Source organism: Clostridium sp. AF27-5AA (assembly GCF_003478415.1).
GTDB classification, from domain to species: domain Bacteria; phylum Bacillota; class Clostridia; order Lachnospirales; family Lachnospiraceae; genus Otoolea; species Otoolea fessa.
In genome coordinates, this window is record NZ_QUFH01000001.1 from 169568 (window position 1) to 188905 (window position 19338).

Genomic DNA, 19338 nt, shown 5'->3' on the forward strand with positions numbered 1-19338 from the left:
GAAAATTGTATAATAGAGTGTTTTTGTGGTATCCTGTATATGAAAAGGATCTGAAAATTATATGCTTCAATAAAACAGGAAAATAAAAAAATATTTCAGGCAATGTTGAGAGAGATAATTCGATATAGCATTTAGAAAGCGGGGAAATCAGGATGGCACAGGGCAAAGATTTTTATATTCCATTTCAGGATGGGAGCGGCAGAATCCATGGCATCTGCTGGGAGCCGGAGGAAACACCGTGGGCGGTCATTCAGGTGGCGCACGGTATGATCGAGCACATTGGCAGATACGAAGAATTTGCACAGGCGATGAACCGGGCGGGGATTGCGGTCATCGGGCACGATCATCCGGGACATGGACGGACAGCAAAACCAGGGGAATTGGGTGAGTTCGCGGAGAAAAATGGTGTCCGCCGCGTGAACGCTGCGATGGCGCAGGTGGCACGTTTTGCGAAACACAAGTTTCAGGGCATTCCGCATATTCTTCTGGGGCACAGCATGGGTTCGTTTTTTGGACGCCGTTTTATCACGCATTATGGAGAATGGCTGGACGGCGCAATTTGCATGGGAACCGGAAGCCAGCCGGAACCACTTTTGTGGCTGGGCGGAACCGTCGTGGCAGCGGCAGCGTGGCTGGAAGGAAGAAATGGACGAAATGAGCGGCTGCACCAGCTGGTTCTTGGAAGCTATAACCGCTATTTTGAAAAAGGAAAAACGGAACATCAATGGCTGTCGCGCGTGACGGAGGAGGATGAAAAATACGAGGCGGATCCATACTGCCAGTTTTTATTTACCGATGGGGCATTCGTCGATTTTTTCCAGGTCATGCTGGATTTGAAGCGGAAGAGAGGCTTTGATGGAATTCCGAAAAATCTGCCGATTCTGCTGATATCGGGAGAGGAGGACCCGGTCGGAGAAGGCGGACGCGGTGTGCGGCGCGCGATGGAAGATCTGCAAGAAACCGGATGTACCAATGTGGCGATGCAACTTTATCCGGGGGCAAGGCATGAACTGTTTCATGAGATCAACCGGGAAGAGGTATTTGGTGATATTGTGGACTGGGTAAGTAAATTATAAGTAATACTTATAACTTACTTAATGAAAAATAATATACAAATGAAAAAACAATCTTTACAGTTCATATGCTTTTTTTTATAATTGAGAATGTTTTGGAAACTGTGTAAAAAGGTAGTTTTAAATTGGGTACAGGGAGAGAAAATCTATGGAAAATGAAAAGAAATTTACGGGACCTGCCTATGAGTTTGAGGCGAAGATGCCGTTAAAACAGGCGATTCCGCTGGGACTGCAGCACGTGCTTGCGATGTTTGTCGGTAACCTGACACCACTTCTGATCATCACGGGTGCCTGTGGTATCACGGGCGGAAACGATCTGGCACAGCTGCAGATCGAGCTTCTGCAGAATGCGATGTTGGTGGCGGGACTGATCACGCTGCTGCAGTTATTTTCGGTTGGTCCGGTCGGCGGCAAGGTTCCGATTATCATGGGAACCAGCTCTGGTTTCATCGGTGTATTCAACAGCGTGGCGGCTACGATGGGCGGCGGTATTTTAGCGTACGGCGCCATTATGGGTGCTTCGATCATCGGCGGTCTGTTCGAGAGTGTGCTTGGATGCTTCTTAAAGCCGCTTCGCCGATTTTTCCCGTCGGTCGTAACAGGTACGGTCGTTCTTTCGATTGGTCTGTCATTGATCGGGGTCGGCGTCAATTCCTTCGGCGGCGGCAGCTCGGCGCAGGACTTTGGTTCCATGGAAAATATGCTGCTTGCTATTTTTGTCCTGATTGTGATTCTGGCAGTGAAGCACGGAACGAAGGGATATTTAAGTTCTTCCTCGATTCTGGTCGGAATTATTGCCGGTTATGCTGTAGCATTCATCATGGGTCTGGTGCTTCCGCACACGGGCATTGCAGCGGACGGAACCGAATATACCAAAGCATGGGTATTAAACTGGGATAAGGTAGCACAGGCAAGCTGGATCAGCATTCCGGCGATCGTCCCGGTTAAAATTGTCTTTGATATGCGCGCGATTTTGCCGGTTCTTATCATGTTTATTGTAACCGCTGTTGAGACGGTCGGAGATATTTCCGGTGTCGTTGAGGGCGGTATGGACCGTGAGGCGACCGATAAAGAGCTTTCCGGCGGCGTTATCTGCGATGGACTTGGTTCCAGTATTGCGGCGCTGTTCGGTGTTCTTCCGAACACTTCGTTCAGCCAGAACGTAGGTCTGGTTACGATGACAAAGGTAGTCAACCGCATGGCACTTGCAACCGGCGCGGTATTCCTGATTCTGTGCGGTCTGATTCCGAAGCTGGGTGCGATCGTTTCGATCATGCCGCAGTCGGTACTGGGAGGCGCAGCGGTTATGATGTTCTCTTCGATCGTAGTTAGCGGTATTCAGCTTATCACGAAAGAGAAGATGACTTCACGCAACCTGACCATCGTCTCTGTTGCACTGGGTGTTGGTTACGGCATGGGTGCACATGCAACCATCCTTTCCAAGATGCCGGAAGCAATTCAGCTTGTATTCGGCGGATCTGGTATCGTTCCGGCAGCTTTCATGGCGATTATCCTGAATGTGCTGCTGCCGAAGGAAGAGGCGTAAGAAATAGGAAGATTAGAAAAAGGTCATAGGTACATAAAAATATAAGATCCATATATAAAATATGGAATGTATGGCTGAAAGTGATACGTAGATTGATAAAAAGGGACTGGCATCATGCTGCATGTGTGATGTCAGTCCTTATAGTTTTATTCGATTGTTACCAGATTCTCCAGGCGTTTGAGCTCCTCCGGCGTGTCTACATCCATCAATTCCTCCGGTACTTCGGCAGTCACATACCGGACAACGTCCAGATGCTGGCGGAGAACATGGCTTCCGCCAGCTTTTTCCGGCAGATGGAGCAGTTCGTCAAAATATGCCCGGTCGAAGAGAATCGGGCTTCCGACGGTGGTTGAGACGGAAGGTTCGGGAGAAGCCGTCATTTGGACGCTGCAGAGCTGTACGATCGGTGATTTTTTTGCAATTCCTGAATTCTGAGGCAATTTTGATTCCAAAATAGAAAAATCAGAATCTGGGAAAACAGATTCAGCGTGACGTGGTGATATTCTGCATTCGAGATAGCGCCGGCATATCCGTTCCAGTGTCCGTGGACGCAGAAGCGGCTGATCGCCGAGTGCAAAGAGACATCCTGATAAATCCGGGTGCCTTTTTAACATGTGTGTAAGTCCCAGACAGAGCGCCTCGTTCCGATTGGGAAGTGTATGAATCAGCACCGGAATCCCCAGGGACTGACAGTAATCGTGAACCTCCCGGGAGCGCGTCACAACGAGACGATCGGCAAAGAGCGGAACAGAACCGGTCACATCCAGAACCGAGTGGATGAGCGGAGCACCGTGGAACGAAGCCATGAGCTTGTTCGAGCCGAAACGTTTTCCAAGACCGGAGGCCATGATGATGCAGGCGATACGGACCTCGTTTGAATTTTGCAAACAAGTGAAAGAGGGCGTTTGTGTTCCAGAAGAGAAAAAAATAGATTTCCGTCTGCAAAAAAATTCTTCATATAACTGTTGCCCACTCTCCGTACATGCATCCCGATATGCCTCATACTTAGCTAGAAACTCCCTCGCCTCCGCCGTCATCTGGCTGCCTCCGCCGCCTTTTCCGCCGGTGGTGCGGACGGTCAGTGGAAATCCAAGCGTGGCTTCGGCGGAGCGGATAATCCGAAGTGCTTTTGTATACGCCATATTCATGGACAGAGCGGCGGAGCGGAGCGAGCCGGTTTCATCGATGGCATGAAGAAGCTGACGAGGACCTTCGCCAAAGAAACGATGGTTTTCGTCATTGCAGAGGTAGGTACGGATGGATGGTTTCATAGTTTTGTCAAATCCTCCTAATCTTTTCTGGAAAAAGGGGCCTCGTTGTATTTTAAAAATAACAACGGAATTATACCATGTTTTATGCTATAATAAAAGATGGATAATTTTGTTATTTAAGAAATAGATGAAAAAGAGGAAAAACCTATGATGACGATTCGAGAATATAAACGGGTAGAAAGCCTGGAGGAAGCCTGGGAGCTGAATCAGAAAAAAGCGAACCGGGTGATAGGCGGTATGATCTGGCTGAAGATGAGCCGGGGCAATGTAGGAACCGCGATTGATATTTCAGGGCTGGGGCTGGATCAGATAGAGGAGACAGAGGATGCGTTTGAGATTGGCGCGATGGTTACCCTGCGCCAGCTGGAAGAACATCCGGGATTGGCGGCATACACAGACGGTGCCATGCGCGAGTCGGTGCGCCATATCGTCGGCGTGCAGCTTCGGAACCTGGCGACAGTCGGAGGCAGTATCTATGGCAGATTTGGATTTTCAGATGTCCTGACGATGTTCCTGGCGATGGACACCGAGGTGGAACTTTACAAAGCTGGACGGATGCCGTTGGTGGAATTTGCAAAACAGATCGGCGGCCGGGACATTTTAGTCAAATTAATTGTCCATAAAGACAAAGCCGTATATCACTACCAGTCTGTGCGGAATACACAGACTGATTTTCCAGTGCTGACCTGTGCGGCGGCGAAACGGGCGGATGGAGCATATCGTTTTAGCATCGGTGCGCGTCCGGGGCGTGCTGTGTTGTTCGAGGCATCAGCGGAGACAATACAGGCGCTTATAGAGGAAAAGCAAAAGGCTGAAACAAAAGCAGATGCGGATGCCGATACCAGAGAAAAGCAGGACAAGACGCAGACCGGGAAGAAAGCAGCCTGTCTTGCAAAGTGGATCTGTGATCAGGTTCGGACATCTTCAAATATGCGCGGCAGCGCTGAATACCGGAAACATTTAACCGGCGTTCTGATAAAGCGGGCGGTGCGTGTGCTGGAAGAGTGCTAAACGAAATAGGACAATAAAATGATCGTATAACAGTATGAATATTAGGAGATTCACATATGATGCAGATAACGATTACTCTAAATGGAACGAAGATTTCTCCGGAGATTGAGCCGGATACGCTTCTGATTGATCTGGTACGCAGTCAGGGCTGTTACAGTGTCAAGCGCGGCTGCGAGACGGCAAACTGCGGACTCTGTACCGTATTTCTGGATGAAAAACCAGTGCTTTCCTGTTCCGTGCTGGCGGCGCGGGCGGACGGTCACAGCGTGACGACGCTGGAAGGACTCCAGGAGGAGGCAAAAGAATTTGGCGCATTCATTGCCGATCAGGGAGCCGAACAGTGCGGCTTCTGTAATCCGGGCTTTATAATGAATGCGCTGGCGCTGTTCCGGGAAAAAGAGTTCCCGGAGGAGGATGAAATCCGCGAATATCTGGCAGGAAACCTGTGCCGCTGTTCCGGTTATGAAGGACAGCTTCGCGGCATTCTGGCATTTTTAGACTGGAAGAGAGAAAAACAGAAGGAGGCGGCAGAATGAGAGTAGTCAATACTTCTGTACGAAAAAAAGATGCGATGCAGCTGGTAACCGGACAGCCGGTTTACGTGGATGATCTGGCGCCGCAGGACTGCCTGATCGTCAAACTTCTGCGTTCCCCGTATGCGAATGCGATGGTAAAAACGATCAACACTGCGATCGCAATGAAAGTTCCGGGCATCGAGGCAATTTATACCTGGGAGGATGTGCCGCAGGATGCAAAGCGCTACACACAGGCGGGGCAGACATACCCGGAGGCGAGCCCGTATGACCGTCTCCTGATCGACCGCCATGTCCGTTTTCAGGGCGATATTGTGGCGATTGTAGCAGGAAAAGATGAAAAATGTGTCGATAAAGCACTCCGCCTGATCAAGGTACAGTACGAAGTCTTAGAGCCGGTTCTGGATTTCCATACGTCAAAGGACAACCCGATCCTGGTTCACCCAGAGGACAACTGGGAAAGTCTTGCTCCGGTCGGCGCAGACAACAAGCGTAACCTCTGCGCGCACGATGAGTGCGGCAACGGGGATGTCGAGGCGGTTTTAAAGGACTGCGACATCGTGATTGACCATGTATACCACACAAAGCCGTGCCAGCAGACGATGATGGAGACATTCCGTACCTATTGTTCGATCGATACCTACGGAAGATTAAATATTTTAAGTTCCACGCAGATCGTGTTTCACTGCCGCAGAATCGTGGCAAATGCGCTTCATATCCCGAAGTCGATGGTGCGCGTGAGCAAGCCGAGAATCGGCGGGGGTTTTGGTGCGAAGCAGACGGCGGTCTGTGAAGTCTATCCGGCATTCGTTACCTGGATGACGAAAAAACCGTCGAAGCTGATTTATAGCCGGATGGAGGCACAGACGGCGTCTTCGCCGCGCCATGAGATGGAGATGCATGTGCGTCTGGGCGCGATGAAGGACGGCACGATCCGCGGCATCGATCTTTACACATTGTCCAATACCGGTGCTTACGGCGAGCATGGACCGACAACCGTTGGACTGTCAGGACACAAATCGATCCCGTTGTATGGAAGTGTTGAAGCATTCCGCTTTATCAGCGATGTTGTCTATACGAATATCATGTCGGCAGGCGCGTACCGTGGCTATGGTGCGACACAGGGACTTTTCGCGATCGAGTCGGCGGTCAATGAGCTGGCAGACCAGATTCAGATGGATCGCTTTGAGATCCGCCTGAAAAACATGGTTAAAGAGGGCGATCTGATGCCAGCATATTATAATCAGGTTAATACAAGCTGCGCACTCGACCGTTGTGTAAAAAAAGTGCGTGAGATGATCGGCTGGGAAGACAAATATCCGGTGCGTGACATGGGCAATGGCAAGGTCCGCAGCGTCGGCATGGGTATGGCGATGCAGGGATCGGCAATCACGGCGATGGATGTCGGAAGTGCCCGTCTCAAAGTCAACGACGAAGGGTTCTATACATTGTCGCTCGGAGCGGCAGATATGGGAACCGGCTGTGACACGATTCTGGCGCAGATTGCGGCGGAAGTGCTGGAATGCCCAATCGACGCGATCACGGTGCTGGGCGCGGACACGGATTCATCCCCGTATGACTCAGGTTCTTATGCATCGAGTACGACCTATCTGACCGGAAAAGCGACCGAACGGTGTGCGCTGCGCCTGCGTGAGCAGATCTGTAAACTGGGTGCAGAGCTTCTGGGCGTCCCGGCGGATGCAGTGGAATTTGACGGAAAAGAGGTATTCACAACCGAAAAAGCCGGGGATGAGACGAAGAAGATCGCTCTGGCTGATATCGCAACGGCATCCATGTACGGGCATGAAATTCCGCTGGAGGTAACTGAGTCGAGAACCGCCCACATTTCCCCGCCTCCGTTTATGGCAGGTGCGGTTGAGCTTGAGATTGATATGGAGACAGGCGAAACCAGCGTTATTAATTATGCGGCAGCGGTAGACTGCGGTACACCGATCAATCCGAATCTGTCCCGCCTGCAGGTTGAGGGCGGTCTGATGCAGGGAATCGGCATGGCGCTGACGGAAAATATTACCCGCAATGCACAGGGTGGTGTGCGTGAAAATTCCCTGATGCAGTATAAGATTCCGACCCGGATTGACTATGGACATTTAAACGTTGAATTTGAGAGCAGTTATGAGCCATCTGGTCCGTTCGGAGCAAAGTCGATCGGCGAGATTGTTATCAACACGCCGCTTCCGGCGATTGCTGATGCGGTGTACAATGCAGTCGGAAAACGATTCTATGAGCTTCCGATCACGCCGGAGCAGATTGCACGCGCGGCGGCAGAGAAGCTGGGAGAAGATTTTATTTAAAGAGATAGATTAAAAACAAAAAGCTGCAGCAGAATGTTATATGTTAGCATTTTGCTGCAGCTTTTTGTTTTTGTGTGCGCACAATGTCAATTAATTAGTGTCATAGTTCTAAGCTGTTTTGGCTTGCATTCTGCCGCAGGTCTATATATAATGAAAGAGTGAATATCTATTTTAGGTCTGGTAAATCTGATTTCATGATTCAAATCTATTTATTTTAATTTCAAATCAAATTCAAGTAGAATCTCTTTTATCTCAGTTGAGAAGACCCCACCTCTTTTGGGTGATATCAATTTCAGAGAAGATAAGATTGTTATAATATATTTTTAATTCTAAAAATTCAAAATATCATTAAAAGTATCCAAATTTTAAGCCTGTATGATATGAAAAATACAAGGCAAGGTAAAAAATCAATAATAGGGGGAAATATATGTTCAGTAAAATAAACAGTTTCAGCACCCGCGGCATCGATGGCTACCGGATCACGGTGGAGGTTGATGTGAGCAACGGATTGCCGAGTTTTGTCATGGTGGGCTACCTGGCGGAGGAGGTGCGGGAGGCGCAGGAGCGCGTTCGGACCGCACTTCGGAATGCGGGGTTTTGCCTGCCGCCTAAGCGGATCACGGTCAATTTATCGCCAGCCGGGGTGCGGAAAGAGGGAACGGGGTGTGATCTGGCGATCGCGGCAGGAATTTTGAGGTGCTTGTGGGAACAGGGTGAAAAGGCAAAAATAAGAAAGACGGATGAAACCTGCCCGGAAATGGATGGGATGGAAGATGAGGAGAATAATTCTGCACCGGATTGGGACCAATGGGCGTTTATCGGTGAACTGGGTTTGGACGGCAGCATCAAGCCGTTGACCGGTGTTCTTTCGATGGTCTATGAAGCGCGCCGCTGCGGAATGAAACGGGTTTTTCTATCCGAAGAGAATGTACAGGAGGGACGGGCTGTGGATGGAATCGAGATCGTCGGAGTCCGGGATGTGAAAGCGCTGACGGCTTGCCTGCAGCATCCGGAACAGATTCACGGACAATGGTTCACACCAGATCTGTTTCAGGCGGGACAGGAAGAATTTGACGTCGATTTTGATGAGATCGTCGGACTTCCGCTGGTGCGGCAGGCAACCGAGGCGGCAGCAGCGGGGCGTCACAACATTCTCTATATCGGACCGGCTGGAACGGGAAAAACGATGGCAGCTCGGCGTATTCCGACAATTTTGCCGCCGCTTACGCTGGAGGAAAGCATTGAAGTTTCGAAGATATACAGTATCTGCGGTCTCCTGAAGCCAGACACACCGCTGGTTTTGCAGCGTCCGTTCCGCAGCCCGCATCACAGCACGACCGCCCAGGCGATGGCGGGCGGAGGACGAAATCCGAAGCCCGGGGAGATCTCACTCGCCAGTTATGGAACCCTCTTTTTAGATGAGTTAACGGAGTTTCAGCCAAAAATTTTGGATCTGCTGCGTCAGCCGATGGAGGAAGGAAGCATCACGGTTTCCCGTCTCAACCAGACGGTTGTATTTCCGGCAAAAACGATGATTGCGGCGGCGATGAATCCCTGCAAATGCGGTTTTTTCCCAGATTTGGGAAAATGCCGTTGTACTCCAACCCAGATCCGCCGGTATCTGAACCGCGTTTCGGGACCATTTTTAGATCGGATCGATATTGGGGTGGAAGTACCGCGGCAGGATTTGGGGATGATGGCTGCAGAGAAAAGTATAGATGAGGGGAGTTTTCCACAGACAGAGCAGAGAAATTCCTCCGCTGTCATGCGCGCCCGCGTCATGGAGGCGCGCGCTCGACAGGAAAAGAGGTTTGCAGACGAATCTATCTCCTACAACAGTCAGATGACCCGCCGCCAGATCGAAGAGTATTGCCGTCTATCCGGGGAAGATGCGGTATTTCTGGAGAAGGTCGAACGGCAGCAGGGAATCAGTGCCAGGGGACACGGAAAGATTTTAAAAGTAGCGCGCACACTTGCCGATCTGGATGGACAGGCGGAGATCGGGCGGACGCAGTTGGCGGAGGCGATTGGATTCCGGAGTTTTGAAAAAAAATATTGGGGGAATCTCTGAAAAGAAGCATGTCTAAAAGATCGAAAGAATAAAAAGTTTAACAAGGGTTGTAATTGTTATATCAGATGTGAGATGACTCCCACCTCTTCAGGTGGCGAGAAGCAAATTAGTATCAGTGGTGGGAGCCAATCCCCCATCTGATATAGCCTCCGGCAGGATTGCTTAAGATGCGCAAAAGAAGTATGTCATGCTTTGCATGACGCGCATCTCGCAGCAAGAATGCCGAGGCATTCTTGAAGGTAAAAGGCAGCCGATCTGACATATATAGGGGGAAAGATATGGAAATAGGAAAAGAAGAGAGCAATGTACAGAATGCTCAGCTTTCTATGCAGGAACTATATGGAAAAACACAGGAACCGCCGCATAAAAAAGTGCTTCTGACAGAAAATATGCAGTATTCCGACCGTGAGCGCATCCATGCCTACTGGTTATCGAGAGTGGATGGAATCGGCGCGGTGACGGCGGCTAAATTATATGAATCGTGCGGCAGTTTTGAGGGAATCTATGAGCGGGTTTTATATAATAGGAAGAAACTGGATCCGTTTATATGTTCCTTTCTCGGAAAAGCTGTGAAAAAGGGGCTGGAGGAAGCGGTTCTGCTCTTCAAACAGCGCGTGGAAGAATACGATAGGCTGGAGAAACAGGGGGTACGTTTCATTCTGTGCGGTGAGGCGGCATATCCGAAGCGCCTGATGCATATCTATGATAAACCGATGTGGCTGTTTGTGCGTGGAATGCTTCCAGAAGATGCGAAACCATCCGCGGCAGTCATCGGGGCGCGCAGCTGTACGCCGTATGGACGACAGGAGGCAGAGTATTTCGGTCGGATTCTGGCAGAAAATGGCGTGCAGGTAGTGAGCGGCATGGCGCTGGGGATCGATCAGGCGGGGCATAAGGGCGCGATGGATGGCGGTGGACTGACGTATGCCGTGATGGGCTGTGGGATTGACACCTGTTATCCGCCATCCGGCATCCGGCTGCATGCGCGCATCCGTGAACAAGGCGGCATATTGTCAGAATATGGACTGGGTGTACCGCCGACGGCATCCCATTTTCCAATCCGGAACCGGATCATCAGCGGACTTTCCGACCTGGTGCTGGTCGTGGAAGCACGAAAAAGAAGCGGCTCCCTGATTACGGCGGATCTGGCGCTGGAACAGGGAAAAGAGGTATTTGCGCTGCCGGGACGGCGCATCGATCCGCTCAGTGAGGGCTGCAACCGGCTGATTGCACAGGGAGCGGGGATCGTGACGAAACCGGAGGATGTGTTGGATTTCTTCCATATAAAATGTAAAAATTCTTGTAAAAAAACAATAAAATCAGTAAATGCACTTGCCAAGTCGGAAAAAATGGTGTATAGTTGCCTAGATTCACAACCGAAACATCTGGAAGCGGTCATGAAAAGCTGTGGGGTGACAGCAGGGGAATGCATGACTGCGCTTTTAAATCTGGAAATGCAGGGATTGATCCTGCAGCCAATGAATCAATATTACGTTAGGAAGATTGTATAGAGGTCTGTTATGGCAAAAAATCTGGTTATTGTAGAGTCTCCGGCGAAAGTCAAGACAATTAAAAAATTTTTGGGTTCCAACTATGAGGTGGACGCCTCCGGCGGTCATGTGCGCGACCTCCCTAAGAGCACTCTGGGAGTGGACGTAGAGCATGGATATGAGCCGAAGTATATCACCATCCGGGGAAAGGGCGATGTGTTGGCGCGTCTTCGGAAAGAGGTTAAAAAAGCGGATAAGATTTATCTCGCAACTGACCCGGACCGCGAGGGAGAGGCGATCTCCTGGCACCTGATGAAAGCATTAAAGCTGGATGAACAGAAAGATAAAAAGGTTTACCGTATCAGTTTCAATGAGATTACAAAAAACGCCGTCAAGGCATCTTTAAAAGAGCCGCGTGCCATCGATGAAAATCTGGTGGATGCACAGCAGGCGAGACGTATGCTTGACCGTATGGTGGGTTACCTCATCAGCCCGCTTCTCTGGGCGAAGGTCAAGAGAGGACTCAGCGCCGGTCGTGTGCAGTCGGTCGCGCTGCGTATGATCTGCGACCGTGAGGAAGAGATCAATGCGTTTATACCGGAAGAATACTGGACGCTGGATGCACAGCTCCACGTACATGGCTCCAGAAAGAAGCTGACCGCCCATTATTACGGCGATAAGGACGGCAGGAAGGCAATTCACAGCAAAGAGGAAGTGGAGGCGCTTATGAAGCGTCTGGAGGGCTGTGAGTACGAAGTGCGCGATGTGAAGCTGGGCGAACGCGTGAAGAAGGCGCCGATCCCGTTTACGACCAGTACGCTGCAGCAGGAGGCATCCAAGACGCTGAATTTCTCAACGCAGAAGACGATGCGCCTTGCCCAGCAGCTCTATGAGGGCGTGGATATCAAGGGACGCGGCACAATCGGTCTGATCACCTACCTGCGTACCGATTCCACCCGCATTGCGGCAGAGGCAGATGCGGCGGCGAGAAGCTATATCGGCGACCAGTTTGGGGCAAGTTACGTGTCCGAGGCGCCGGCGGCGGCAAAATCAGACGCCAAGATCCAGGACGCACACGAGGCGATCCGTCCGACCGACATTACACTGACGCCGGTACAGGTAAAAGAACAGCTTTCCAGAGATCAGTTCCGTCTGTACCAGCTTATCTGGAAGCGCTTCACGGCGAGCCGGATGCGCCCGGCGGTTTACGAGACAACCTCCGTCAAGGTAGCAGCCGGAGAGGAGCTTTTCACCCTGTCGGCGTCCAAAATCAAATTTGACGGCTTCATGTCCGTCTATTCACAGGACGAGGATAAGGAGACCGACGGCGTTCTGAACGAGTCGCTGGAAGCAGGCATGAAGCTGGATTTAAACCAGTTAGAACCGGCACAGCATTTTACACAGCCACCGGCACATTATACAGAGGCGTCGCTCGTCAAGGCGCTGGAAGAGCAGGGCATCGGACGGCCAAGTACCTATGCACCGACCATCACGACAATCATCGCGCGCCGCTATGTAGCGAAGGAAAATAAGAACCTCTATGTGACGGAGCTTGGCGAGGTAGTCAACCGGATGATGAAGAAGGCGTTCCCATCCATCGTCGATTTGCAGTTTACGGCAAATATGGAGTACCTGCTCGACAGCATCGGGGACGGCACGATCGGCTGGAAGACCGTTATCGAAAACTTTTATCCGGATCTTGACAAGGCGGTTAAAGAAGCGGAGAAGACGCTTGAGAGCGTCAAGATTGCTGACGAGGTGACGGATGTGATCTGTGACCAGTGCGGGCGCAACATGGTAATTAAGTATGGCCCGCACGGCAAATTCCTTGCCTGCCCGGGATTCCCAGACTGTAAAAACACGAAGCCGTACCTGGAAAAGATCGGCGTGAAGTGCCCGAAATGCGGTGGTGAGATTGTCATCCGTAAATCGAAAAAGGGCAGAAGATATTACGGCTGCGAAAATAACCCGGACTGTGATTTTATGACCTGGCAGAAACCGTCAAAAGAAATGTGTCCGAAATGTGGACATATTATGCTCGAAAAGGGAAATAAGCTTCTTTGTTCTAACGAAGCCTGCGGTTTTGTAAAAAACTCATAAAAACTCTTGAAATAGATATTAATTATTAAAAAAAATGAAAAATACAGAAAAACTCTTGCTATTATACGAAAATCGTGTTACAATTCTTACAGGTTAGGATCGAATTCTAATTTACGATAAAGGCAAAGGAGGTAACTGGTAAAATGAGCGTTCAATTACTGGACAAAACTAGAAAAATTAATAAGTTATTGCACAACAACCATTCTCATAAGGTTGTGTTCAATGACATTTGTGAAGTCCTCAGTGACATACTGGAATCCAATATTCTCGTAATCAGCAAGAAAGGTAAAGTACTCGGAGTTGCGATTCATGAGGGTGTGGATGAGATCGAAGAGTTGATCAAGGATCAGGTCGGCGGTTTTGTTGACCGTATGTTGAATGAACGCCTTTTAAGCGTTTTGTCAACGAAGGAAAATGTCAACCTTGCCACATTGGGATTCGCCGAGGAGAACGTGAAGAAGTATCAGGCGATCATCACGCCTATTGATATATCCGGTGAGAGACTGGGTACTCTGTTCATCTACAAATCAGATGCACAGTACGACATCGACGATATCATCCTGAGTGAGTACGGAACCACTGTTGTCGGACTTGAGATGATGCGTTCTGTCAACGAGGAGAATGCAGAGGAGACAAGAAAGATCCAGATCGTTAAATCAGCGATCAGCACCTTGTCCTTCTCCGAACTGGAAGCAATTACCCACATCTTCGATGAGCTGGAAGGCAACGAGGGCATTCTGGTAGCCAGCAAGATTGCAGACAGAGTCGGCATTACCCGTTCCGTTATCGTCAATGCACTTCGCAAGTTTGAGAGTGCAGGCGTTATTGAGTCCCGTTCGTCCGGTATGAAGGGAACCTACATTAAGGTTCTGAACGATGTTGTATTTGACGAGTTGAAAGCGTTAAAAGCGCAGAACTCGGCACGTACTCTTCAAAATAGCTAAAACGTGCAAAAAAATCGCCCAAAAGGGCAGAAAAAAAGAACCAAAACTTGGCAAGGAAAATAGACAAAACGCAGTTGAGGAAACTCAACTAAGGTGTGAGGGAAGAAAGAAGAACTCTGAAAAAAGGGTTCTTCTTTTTTTTATATTCAAAATCACATCTTCACGATTTTTGATAAAAAACTCGAATATATAGCCGAAAATCAGGATTTAAATCAAAAAAATCGAGAAAAAAATCGAAAACGAACTATTTTTCCACTTTTGAAAAAGAAAAAAGGAAAGAAAATCCGAAATATAGAACGGAATTTTTAAGGAAAAATAGGAAAACAGAAAAACGAAAACATGAAAAAAGAAAGGGGAGGAGAAAAAAAAGAAAAGAAGAAACCAGAAAAACGAAAATAAAGCTGTTTCTTCTATATATAATGCCTGTTGTTTTAGTATTTTTCATTGTACTTTACTCTAGGGCGATTTTTTCGCACGTTTTTGCTGTTTTTCGCAGGACGGGATGAAGAACAACCGTCCGTCATCCAATGTATAAAAACATATAAGACATTTTAAACAAAAACAAAAGTTTTGACAAAACGTGAAAAAGTGTGAGGGATAAAAAAGGACTCGGTGAGAGCCCTTTTTTATGTAATAGGGAATTCCTTGGAATTCCCTATTACACAAAAAGGCACTAACGTGCCAATGATGCGCACTCGCGCGAAGCAGAAACATGTCGCAAGCGACCGCGCTCAGCGCGAGAATGTGCCAAGGCACATTCTTTTTCATTTGCGAAATATTTATTCTAATGCATCCTTAATCTCCCCATCCGGCACATCCATCGGATAGTTTCCGGTGAAGCATGCCGTACAGAGCGGCAGTCCGCCTGCCATCTCCTCGAGATCTTCAACCGGCATATATCCAAGCGAATCCGCACCGATCTCCCGGCAGATTTCTTCGACGGAATGACTGCTGGCGATGAGCTGTTTATTGGAGGGGACATCGGTGCCGAAATAGCAGGGGAAGAGGAATGGCGGGGAGCTGACGCGCACATGAACCTCCTTCGCCCCGGCTTTTTTGAGCATGCGGATCAGGTTTTTCATCGTCGTACCGCGCACGATGGAGTCATCGACGAGGACAATGCGTTTTCCCCTGACAGCCGGTTCCAGAATATTAAGCTTGATCCGGACGCTATTTTCGCGTTCTTCCTGGGTCGGTTTGATGAAAGTTCTGCCGACATAGCTGTTTTTATGGAAAATAATCTCATATGGAATGCCGGATGCCTTCGCATATCCCATCGCGGCGGTCAGACCGGAATCCGGTACACCGGCGACGAGGTCGGCATCGGCAGGGAAGGAACGTGCGAGAGCAGCGCCGCCGCGCAGCCTAGCCTCATAGACGCTCACATCATCGATGTGGCTGTCGAGGCGGGCAAAATAGATGTATTCGAAAACGCAGTGCGCCCGTTTTTCCTGCTGCAGGCTTTTATCAGAAAAAACGCCGTCGCGGGTGATGGTCACGATCTCACCCGGTTCGATATCACGGATAAATTCGCCGCCGACCGAGGTGATGGCACAGCTTTCCGATGCCATGATCCAGACATTTCCCTTTTTGCCGAGGCAGAGAGGACGCAGACCAAATGGATCACGAACGCCGATCAGCTTGCGCGGGCTGGAGATAATCAGGGCATAAGCGCCACGTGTTTTTGCCGCGGTCCGTTTGATTGCCTCTTCAGCGGTCGGGGCAGCCAGACGTTCTCTGGCGATGTGGAATGCGATTACCTCTGAATCCATCGTCGTCTGGAAGATTGCGCCGGTTTCTTCAAGCTGGCGGCGCATCTCAAACGCATTTACCAGGTTTCCGTTGTGCGCCAGACAGAGTGTTCCCTTAAAATACTTAAGTACCAGTGGCTGTGTGTTTTCGATGGTAGAAGAACCGGTTGTGGAGTAGCGAACATGACCAACTCCCAGATTGCCGCCGAGGCGTTTTAACGTCTCCTCATGAAATACCTCATTGACAAGTCCCAGCCCTTTGTAGCAGTTGACAACGCCCTTTGGGCCGTTCGTGTCACAGACTGCGATGCCGCATGACTCCTGACCGCGGTGCTGGAGTGCGCTGAGTCCGTAGTACATATCTCTGGCAACATCGCCGCCCTCCAGGTCAAACATTCCAAATACGCCGCATTCCTCACGAAGTCCGGTTTCGTATGTGAGTGACTCCCTCATGATATAAACCTCCTTTGTATTCAAGATACCTGAATGATAAGAAAATAACAGGGATAAGAACCCAAAATTGACTGCAAAATATCAGTATAAAAGACAATATACCAATATTTTGCAGCCAAATCATAACACATTTTTCTCGATTTTTCAATCAAGTCATAATATTGACATGTCAGATTATACGGAGAACAGAAGTTCATCGTAAGTCGGATACGGCAGGAAGGAATCCGGAATCAGGGCTTCTGCGGTATCAACGCTGCTTCTCAAGTCATCCATCTTGGCAAGAATCGTATAGTGGAAATATGTAACCTTCTCGATATTATCTTCCATGGATTCTGCCGCTTTTTCAGCCTCTGCCAGTGCTTCGGTTTTCTCGGAAATCTCGGTGTAGAGACCGGACAGCTTCTCAAGCAGTTTGCTCTCGGCGCTGATCGGTGCGTTCGGCAGGATTGCCTTTGTCTTTGCGGCGGTTTCAGCCAGCTCCTTGCAGTAGGAGAGGACGGACGGCAGAAAGGTCTTCTTCATCATCGAAAGCATCGTCTTTGCCTCGATGTTGATGGTCTTGATGTAGTTCTCTTCCTTGATTTCGTAGCGGGAGAAGAGTTCCTCCTTGGTGTAGATGCCGTGTTTCAGGAACAGTTCTACGTTTTTCTCAGCAATCAGGCGCGGAAATGCCTCTGCGCAGCTCGGCAGGTCGAAGAGTCCGCGTTTGTGAGCTTCCTCTACCCATTCGCTGGTGTAACCGTTGCCGTTGAATACGATGTGGCGGTGATCACGCAGCACTTCCTTTAAGAGCAGATGGATTTCTGCCTCCAGAGCCTTGCCTGAAAGACCTTCCAGACGGTCTGCAAATTCGCCTAAAACTTCAGCTACGGCTGTATTGATGACAATGTTCGGTTCCGATACAGAGAGAGCGGAACCTGGCATACGGAACTCGAATTTATTGCCGGTAAAGGCAAACGGAGAAGTACGGTTGCGATCGGTTGTATCTTTGATAAAGTGCGGCAGAACCTTTGCGCCCGGCTTCATGGTCTGGACTTCTTTTGCCTCAGACTCGAGATCTTTTTCCACAATATCGAGAACTGCTTCCAGATCATCTCCGATAAACATAGACACGATAGCTGGCGGTGCCTCGTTACCGCCCAGACGGTGGTCATTTCCAGCAGTTGCAACTGATACGCGGAGCAGATCGCCGTAGACATCGACTGCCTTGATCGTTGCGAACAGGAAGAGAAGGAACTGTAAGTTCTTTGCCGGATCGCGATCCGGATCAAGAAGGTTTTCGCCGGTGTTGGTCGATAAAGACCAGTTGTTGTGTTTACCGCTTCCGTTGATGCCCTCAAATGGTTTCTCATGGAGCAGGCACACAAGGCCATGTTTCTCTGCCACACGTTTCATGATTTCCATAGTGAGCTGGTTGTTGTCAACTGCCACATTGGTAGTCGTGTAGATGGTGGCAAGTTCATGCTGCGCCGGAGCTACCTCGTTGTGTTTGGTTTTTGCCGGAATACCGAGCTTCCAGAGCTCTTCATCCAGTTCTTTCATGAAAGCGGAAACTCTCGGACGGAGAGCGCCGAAATAGTGGTCATCCATTTCCTGACCTTTCGGAGCTGGTGCGCCAAACAGAGTTCTTCCGCAGAGCTTCAAATCGCTTCTCTTATTAAACAGTTCTTTATCAACCAGGAAATACTCCTGTTCCGGACCAACGGTGGAGACAACGCGGGTCACATCTTCATTTCCGAAGAGCTTCAGGACACGCAGCGCCTCGCGGTTGATGGTTTCCATCGAACGCAAAAGGGGGGTTTTGGTATCAAGTGCTTCGCCGCTGTAGGAACAGAATGCGGTCGGAATGCAGAGTGTATCATCTTTAATAAATGCCGGGGAGGTTGGATCCCAGGCTGTATAACCTCTTGCCTCAAAGGTGGCACGAAGTCCGCCTGATGGGAAACTGGATGCATCCGGTTCGCCCTTTACCAGCTCTTTGCCGGAGAAATCCATGATAACTTCGCCATTGCCAACCGGGTTGATGAAACTGTCGTGCTTCTCAGCAGTGATGCCGGTCATCGGCTGGAACCAGTGTGTGAAGTGAGTTGCACCATTTTCAACTGCCCATTCCTTCATTGCAACTGCAACTGCATTTGCAATATCGAGATCCAGATGGCTGCCATTTTCAATCGTTTTGCGGAGTGCCTTATAAACATCTCGCGGCAATTTGCTTTTCATGACTTTGTCGTTGAATACAAGACTTCCATACAGTTCAGGGATGTTTTTTTTCATAACTCATGTCTCCTTTCAGGTTTTATGTCTGCGATTTTGTGATGATTAAATCTACGTAAGATGAATGTGCTCTGACACATTTTACATAAAGAAAAGGGCACCTCGATCATCTCGAAGCGCCCTTGCTTTTATGTGTAGTAGTATACACGAAAAATTCTGAATGTCAATACAATTTGCACACGAATTTTGAAAAAATGTTTCAAGGGAGAATATTGTACAAGATTTCTTCTATTTAAGTCGAACATCTGTGAGACTTGGCGCGTGATACTGGTCAGCGAAGCTGACATATTCCATACAGAATTACTGCGAGAAAAAAAATCAAAAAACCTCTTTACAAACTCAGAAAAATAGTTTATAGTTTGAACATAAAAAATTGAATCCAACGGGGTGGGCAAGGATGCCATGATAATCATGGTATTCGTGCCCACTTTTTTAAAAGGCAAAGATGGAGACTCTGTTTCGAAGAATCCGACAGAAAGACGCGGTCACCGGCTGAGAGCCGTGTCAGG

The 19338-nt window shown here is 49.3% G+C and carries 12 protein-coding genes; 9 read left to right on the forward strand and 3 right to left on the reverse strand.

Annotation, left to right across the window (positions count from 1 at the left end; genetic code table 11):
* The first annotated feature begins 152 nt into the window (after positions 1-152).
* Positions 153-1076, forward strand: coding sequence for an alpha/beta hydrolase (locus DWY89_RS00810; protein WP_118523363.1), 924 nt, complete (start codon positions 153-155; stop codon positions 1074-1076).
* 145 nt (positions 1077-1221) lie between these two features.
* Positions 1222-2619 (forward strand): nucleobase:cation symporter-2 family protein, encoded by a 1398-nt coding sequence (locus tag DWY89_RS00815; RefSeq protein ID WP_118523362.1) that lies wholly within the window; start codon positions 1222-1224, stop codon positions 2617-2619.
* Positions 2620-2765: 146 nt separating this feature from the next.
* Here DWY89_RS00815 and DWY89_RS00820 read toward each other — a convergent pair whose 3' ends face one another.
* Positions 2766-3890, reverse strand: a complete 1125-nt coding sequence (locus tag DWY89_RS00820; RefSeq protein WP_118524292.1) for an NTP transferase domain-containing protein — start codon at positions 3888-3890, stop codon at positions 2766-2768.
* Between the two features lie 147 nt (positions 3891-4037).
* Here DWY89_RS00820 and DWY89_RS00825 point away from each other — a divergent pair, with 147 nt between their 5' ends.
* The 7 genes from DWY89_RS00825 (at position 4038) to codY (ending at position 14351) form a co-directional block, all read left to right on the forward strand.
* On the forward strand, positions 4038-4901 hold the full coding sequence (locus tag DWY89_RS00825) for an FAD binding domain-containing protein (protein ID WP_118468606.1): 864 nt from the start codon (positions 4038-4040) through the stop codon (positions 4899-4901).
* A 59-nt stretch (positions 4902-4960) separates the two neighbouring features.
* The gene (locus DWY89_RS00830; RefSeq protein ID WP_107000403.1) at positions 4961-5437 is read left to right on the forward strand and encodes a (2Fe-2S)-binding protein; all 477 of its coding nucleotides are present in this window, start codon (positions 4961-4963) and stop codon (positions 5435-5437) included.
* Positions 5434-7746, forward strand: a complete 2313-nt coding sequence (locus tag DWY89_RS00835) for a molybdopterin cofactor-binding domain-containing protein (protein WP_118468604.1) — start codon at positions 5434-5436, stop codon at positions 7744-7746. Before DWY89_RS00830 ends, DWY89_RS00835 begins: the two co-directional genes overlap by 4 nt.
* A 427-nt stretch (positions 7747-8173) precedes the next feature.
* A complete protein-coding gene (locus tag DWY89_RS00840) occupies positions 8174-9817 on the forward strand; it encodes a YifB family Mg chelatase-like AAA ATPase (protein WP_118524293.1) in 1644 nt (547 codons plus the stop codon).
* A 278-nt stretch (positions 9818-10095) separates the two neighbouring features.
* Positions 10096-11328, forward strand: a complete 1233-nt coding sequence (dprA, locus tag DWY89_RS00845) for a DNA-processing protein DprA (RefSeq protein ID WP_243022652.1) — start codon at positions 10096-10098, stop codon at positions 11326-11328.
* A 9-nt stretch (positions 11329-11337) separates the two neighbouring features.
* Positions 11338-13407, forward strand: coding sequence for a type I DNA topoisomerase (gene topA / locus DWY89_RS00850; RefSeq protein WP_106999929.1), 2070 nt, complete (start codon positions 11338-11340; stop codon positions 13405-13407).
* A 143-nt stretch (positions 13408-13550) separates the two neighbouring features.
* Positions 13551-14351: a GTP-sensing pleiotropic transcriptional regulator CodY gene (gene codY, locus DWY89_RS00855; protein ID WP_117795465.1), complete on the forward strand. Its 801-nt coding sequence runs from the start codon at positions 13551-13553 to the stop codon at positions 14349-14351.
* Positions 14352-15130: 779 nt separating this feature from the next.
* Here codY and purF read toward each other — a convergent pair.
* Both purF and DWY89_RS00865 read right to left on the reverse strand, forming a co-directional pair.
* Positions 15131-16555 (reverse strand): amidophosphoribosyltransferase, encoded by a 1425-nt coding sequence (gene purF / locus DWY89_RS00860; RefSeq protein WP_118293519.1) that lies wholly within the window; start codon positions 16553-16555, stop codon positions 15131-15133.
* A gap of 174 nt (positions 16556-16729) precedes the next feature.
* Entirely contained in the window at positions 16730-18829 is a 2100-nt protein-coding gene (locus DWY89_RS00865) for a glutamine synthetase III (RefSeq protein ID WP_118467731.1), read from the reverse strand.
* Positions 18830-19338: the final 509 nt, after the last annotated feature.

Excerpts from the sequence above, each read along its gene's own strand:
- DWY89_RS00830 (WP_107000403.1), top strand. The coding sequence starts at position 4,961 with ATGCAGATAACGATTACTCTAAATGGAACGAAGATTTCTCCGGAGATT.
- topA (WP_106999929.1), top strand. The coding sequence starts at position 11,338 with ATGGCAAAAAATCTGGTTATTGTAGAGTCTCCGGCGAAAGTCAAGACA.
- DWY89_RS00835 (WP_118468604.1), top strand. The coding sequence starts at position 5,434 with ATGAGAGTAGTCAATACTTCTGTACGAAAAAAAGATGCGATGCAGCTG.
- codY (WP_117795465.1), top strand. The coding sequence starts at position 13,551 with ATGAGCGTTCAATTACTGGACAAAACTAGAAAAATTAATAAGTTATTG.
- DWY89_RS00810 (WP_118523363.1), top strand. The coding sequence starts at position 153 with ATGGCACAGGGCAAAGATTTTTATATTCCATTTCAGGATGGGAGCGGC.
- DWY89_RS00840 (WP_118524293.1), top strand. The coding sequence starts at position 8,174 with ATGTTCAGTAAAATAAACAGTTTCAGCACCCGCGGCATCGATGGCTAC.
- purF (WP_118293519.1), bottom strand. The coding sequence starts at position 16,555 with ATGAGGGAGTCACTCACATACGAAACCGGACTTCGTGAGGAATGCGGC.
- DWY89_RS00825 (WP_118468606.1), top strand. The coding sequence starts at position 4,038 with ATGATGACGATTCGAGAATATAAACGGGTAGAAAGCCTGGAGGAAGCC.
- DWY89_RS00865 (WP_118467731.1), bottom strand. The coding sequence starts at position 18,829 with ATGAAAAAAAACATCCCTGAACTGTATGGAAGTCTTGTATTCAACGAC.
- DWY89_RS00820 (WP_118524292.1), bottom strand. The coding sequence starts at position 3,890 with ATGAAACCATCCATCCGTACCTACCTCTGCAATGACGAAAACCATCGT.
- dprA (WP_243022652.1), top strand. The coding sequence starts at position 10,096 with ATGGAAATAGGAAAAGAAGAGAGCAATGTACAGAATGCTCAGCTTTCT.
- DWY89_RS00815 (WP_118523362.1), top strand. The coding sequence starts at position 1,222 with ATGGAAAATGAAAAGAAATTTACGGGACCTGCCTATGAGTTTGAGGCG.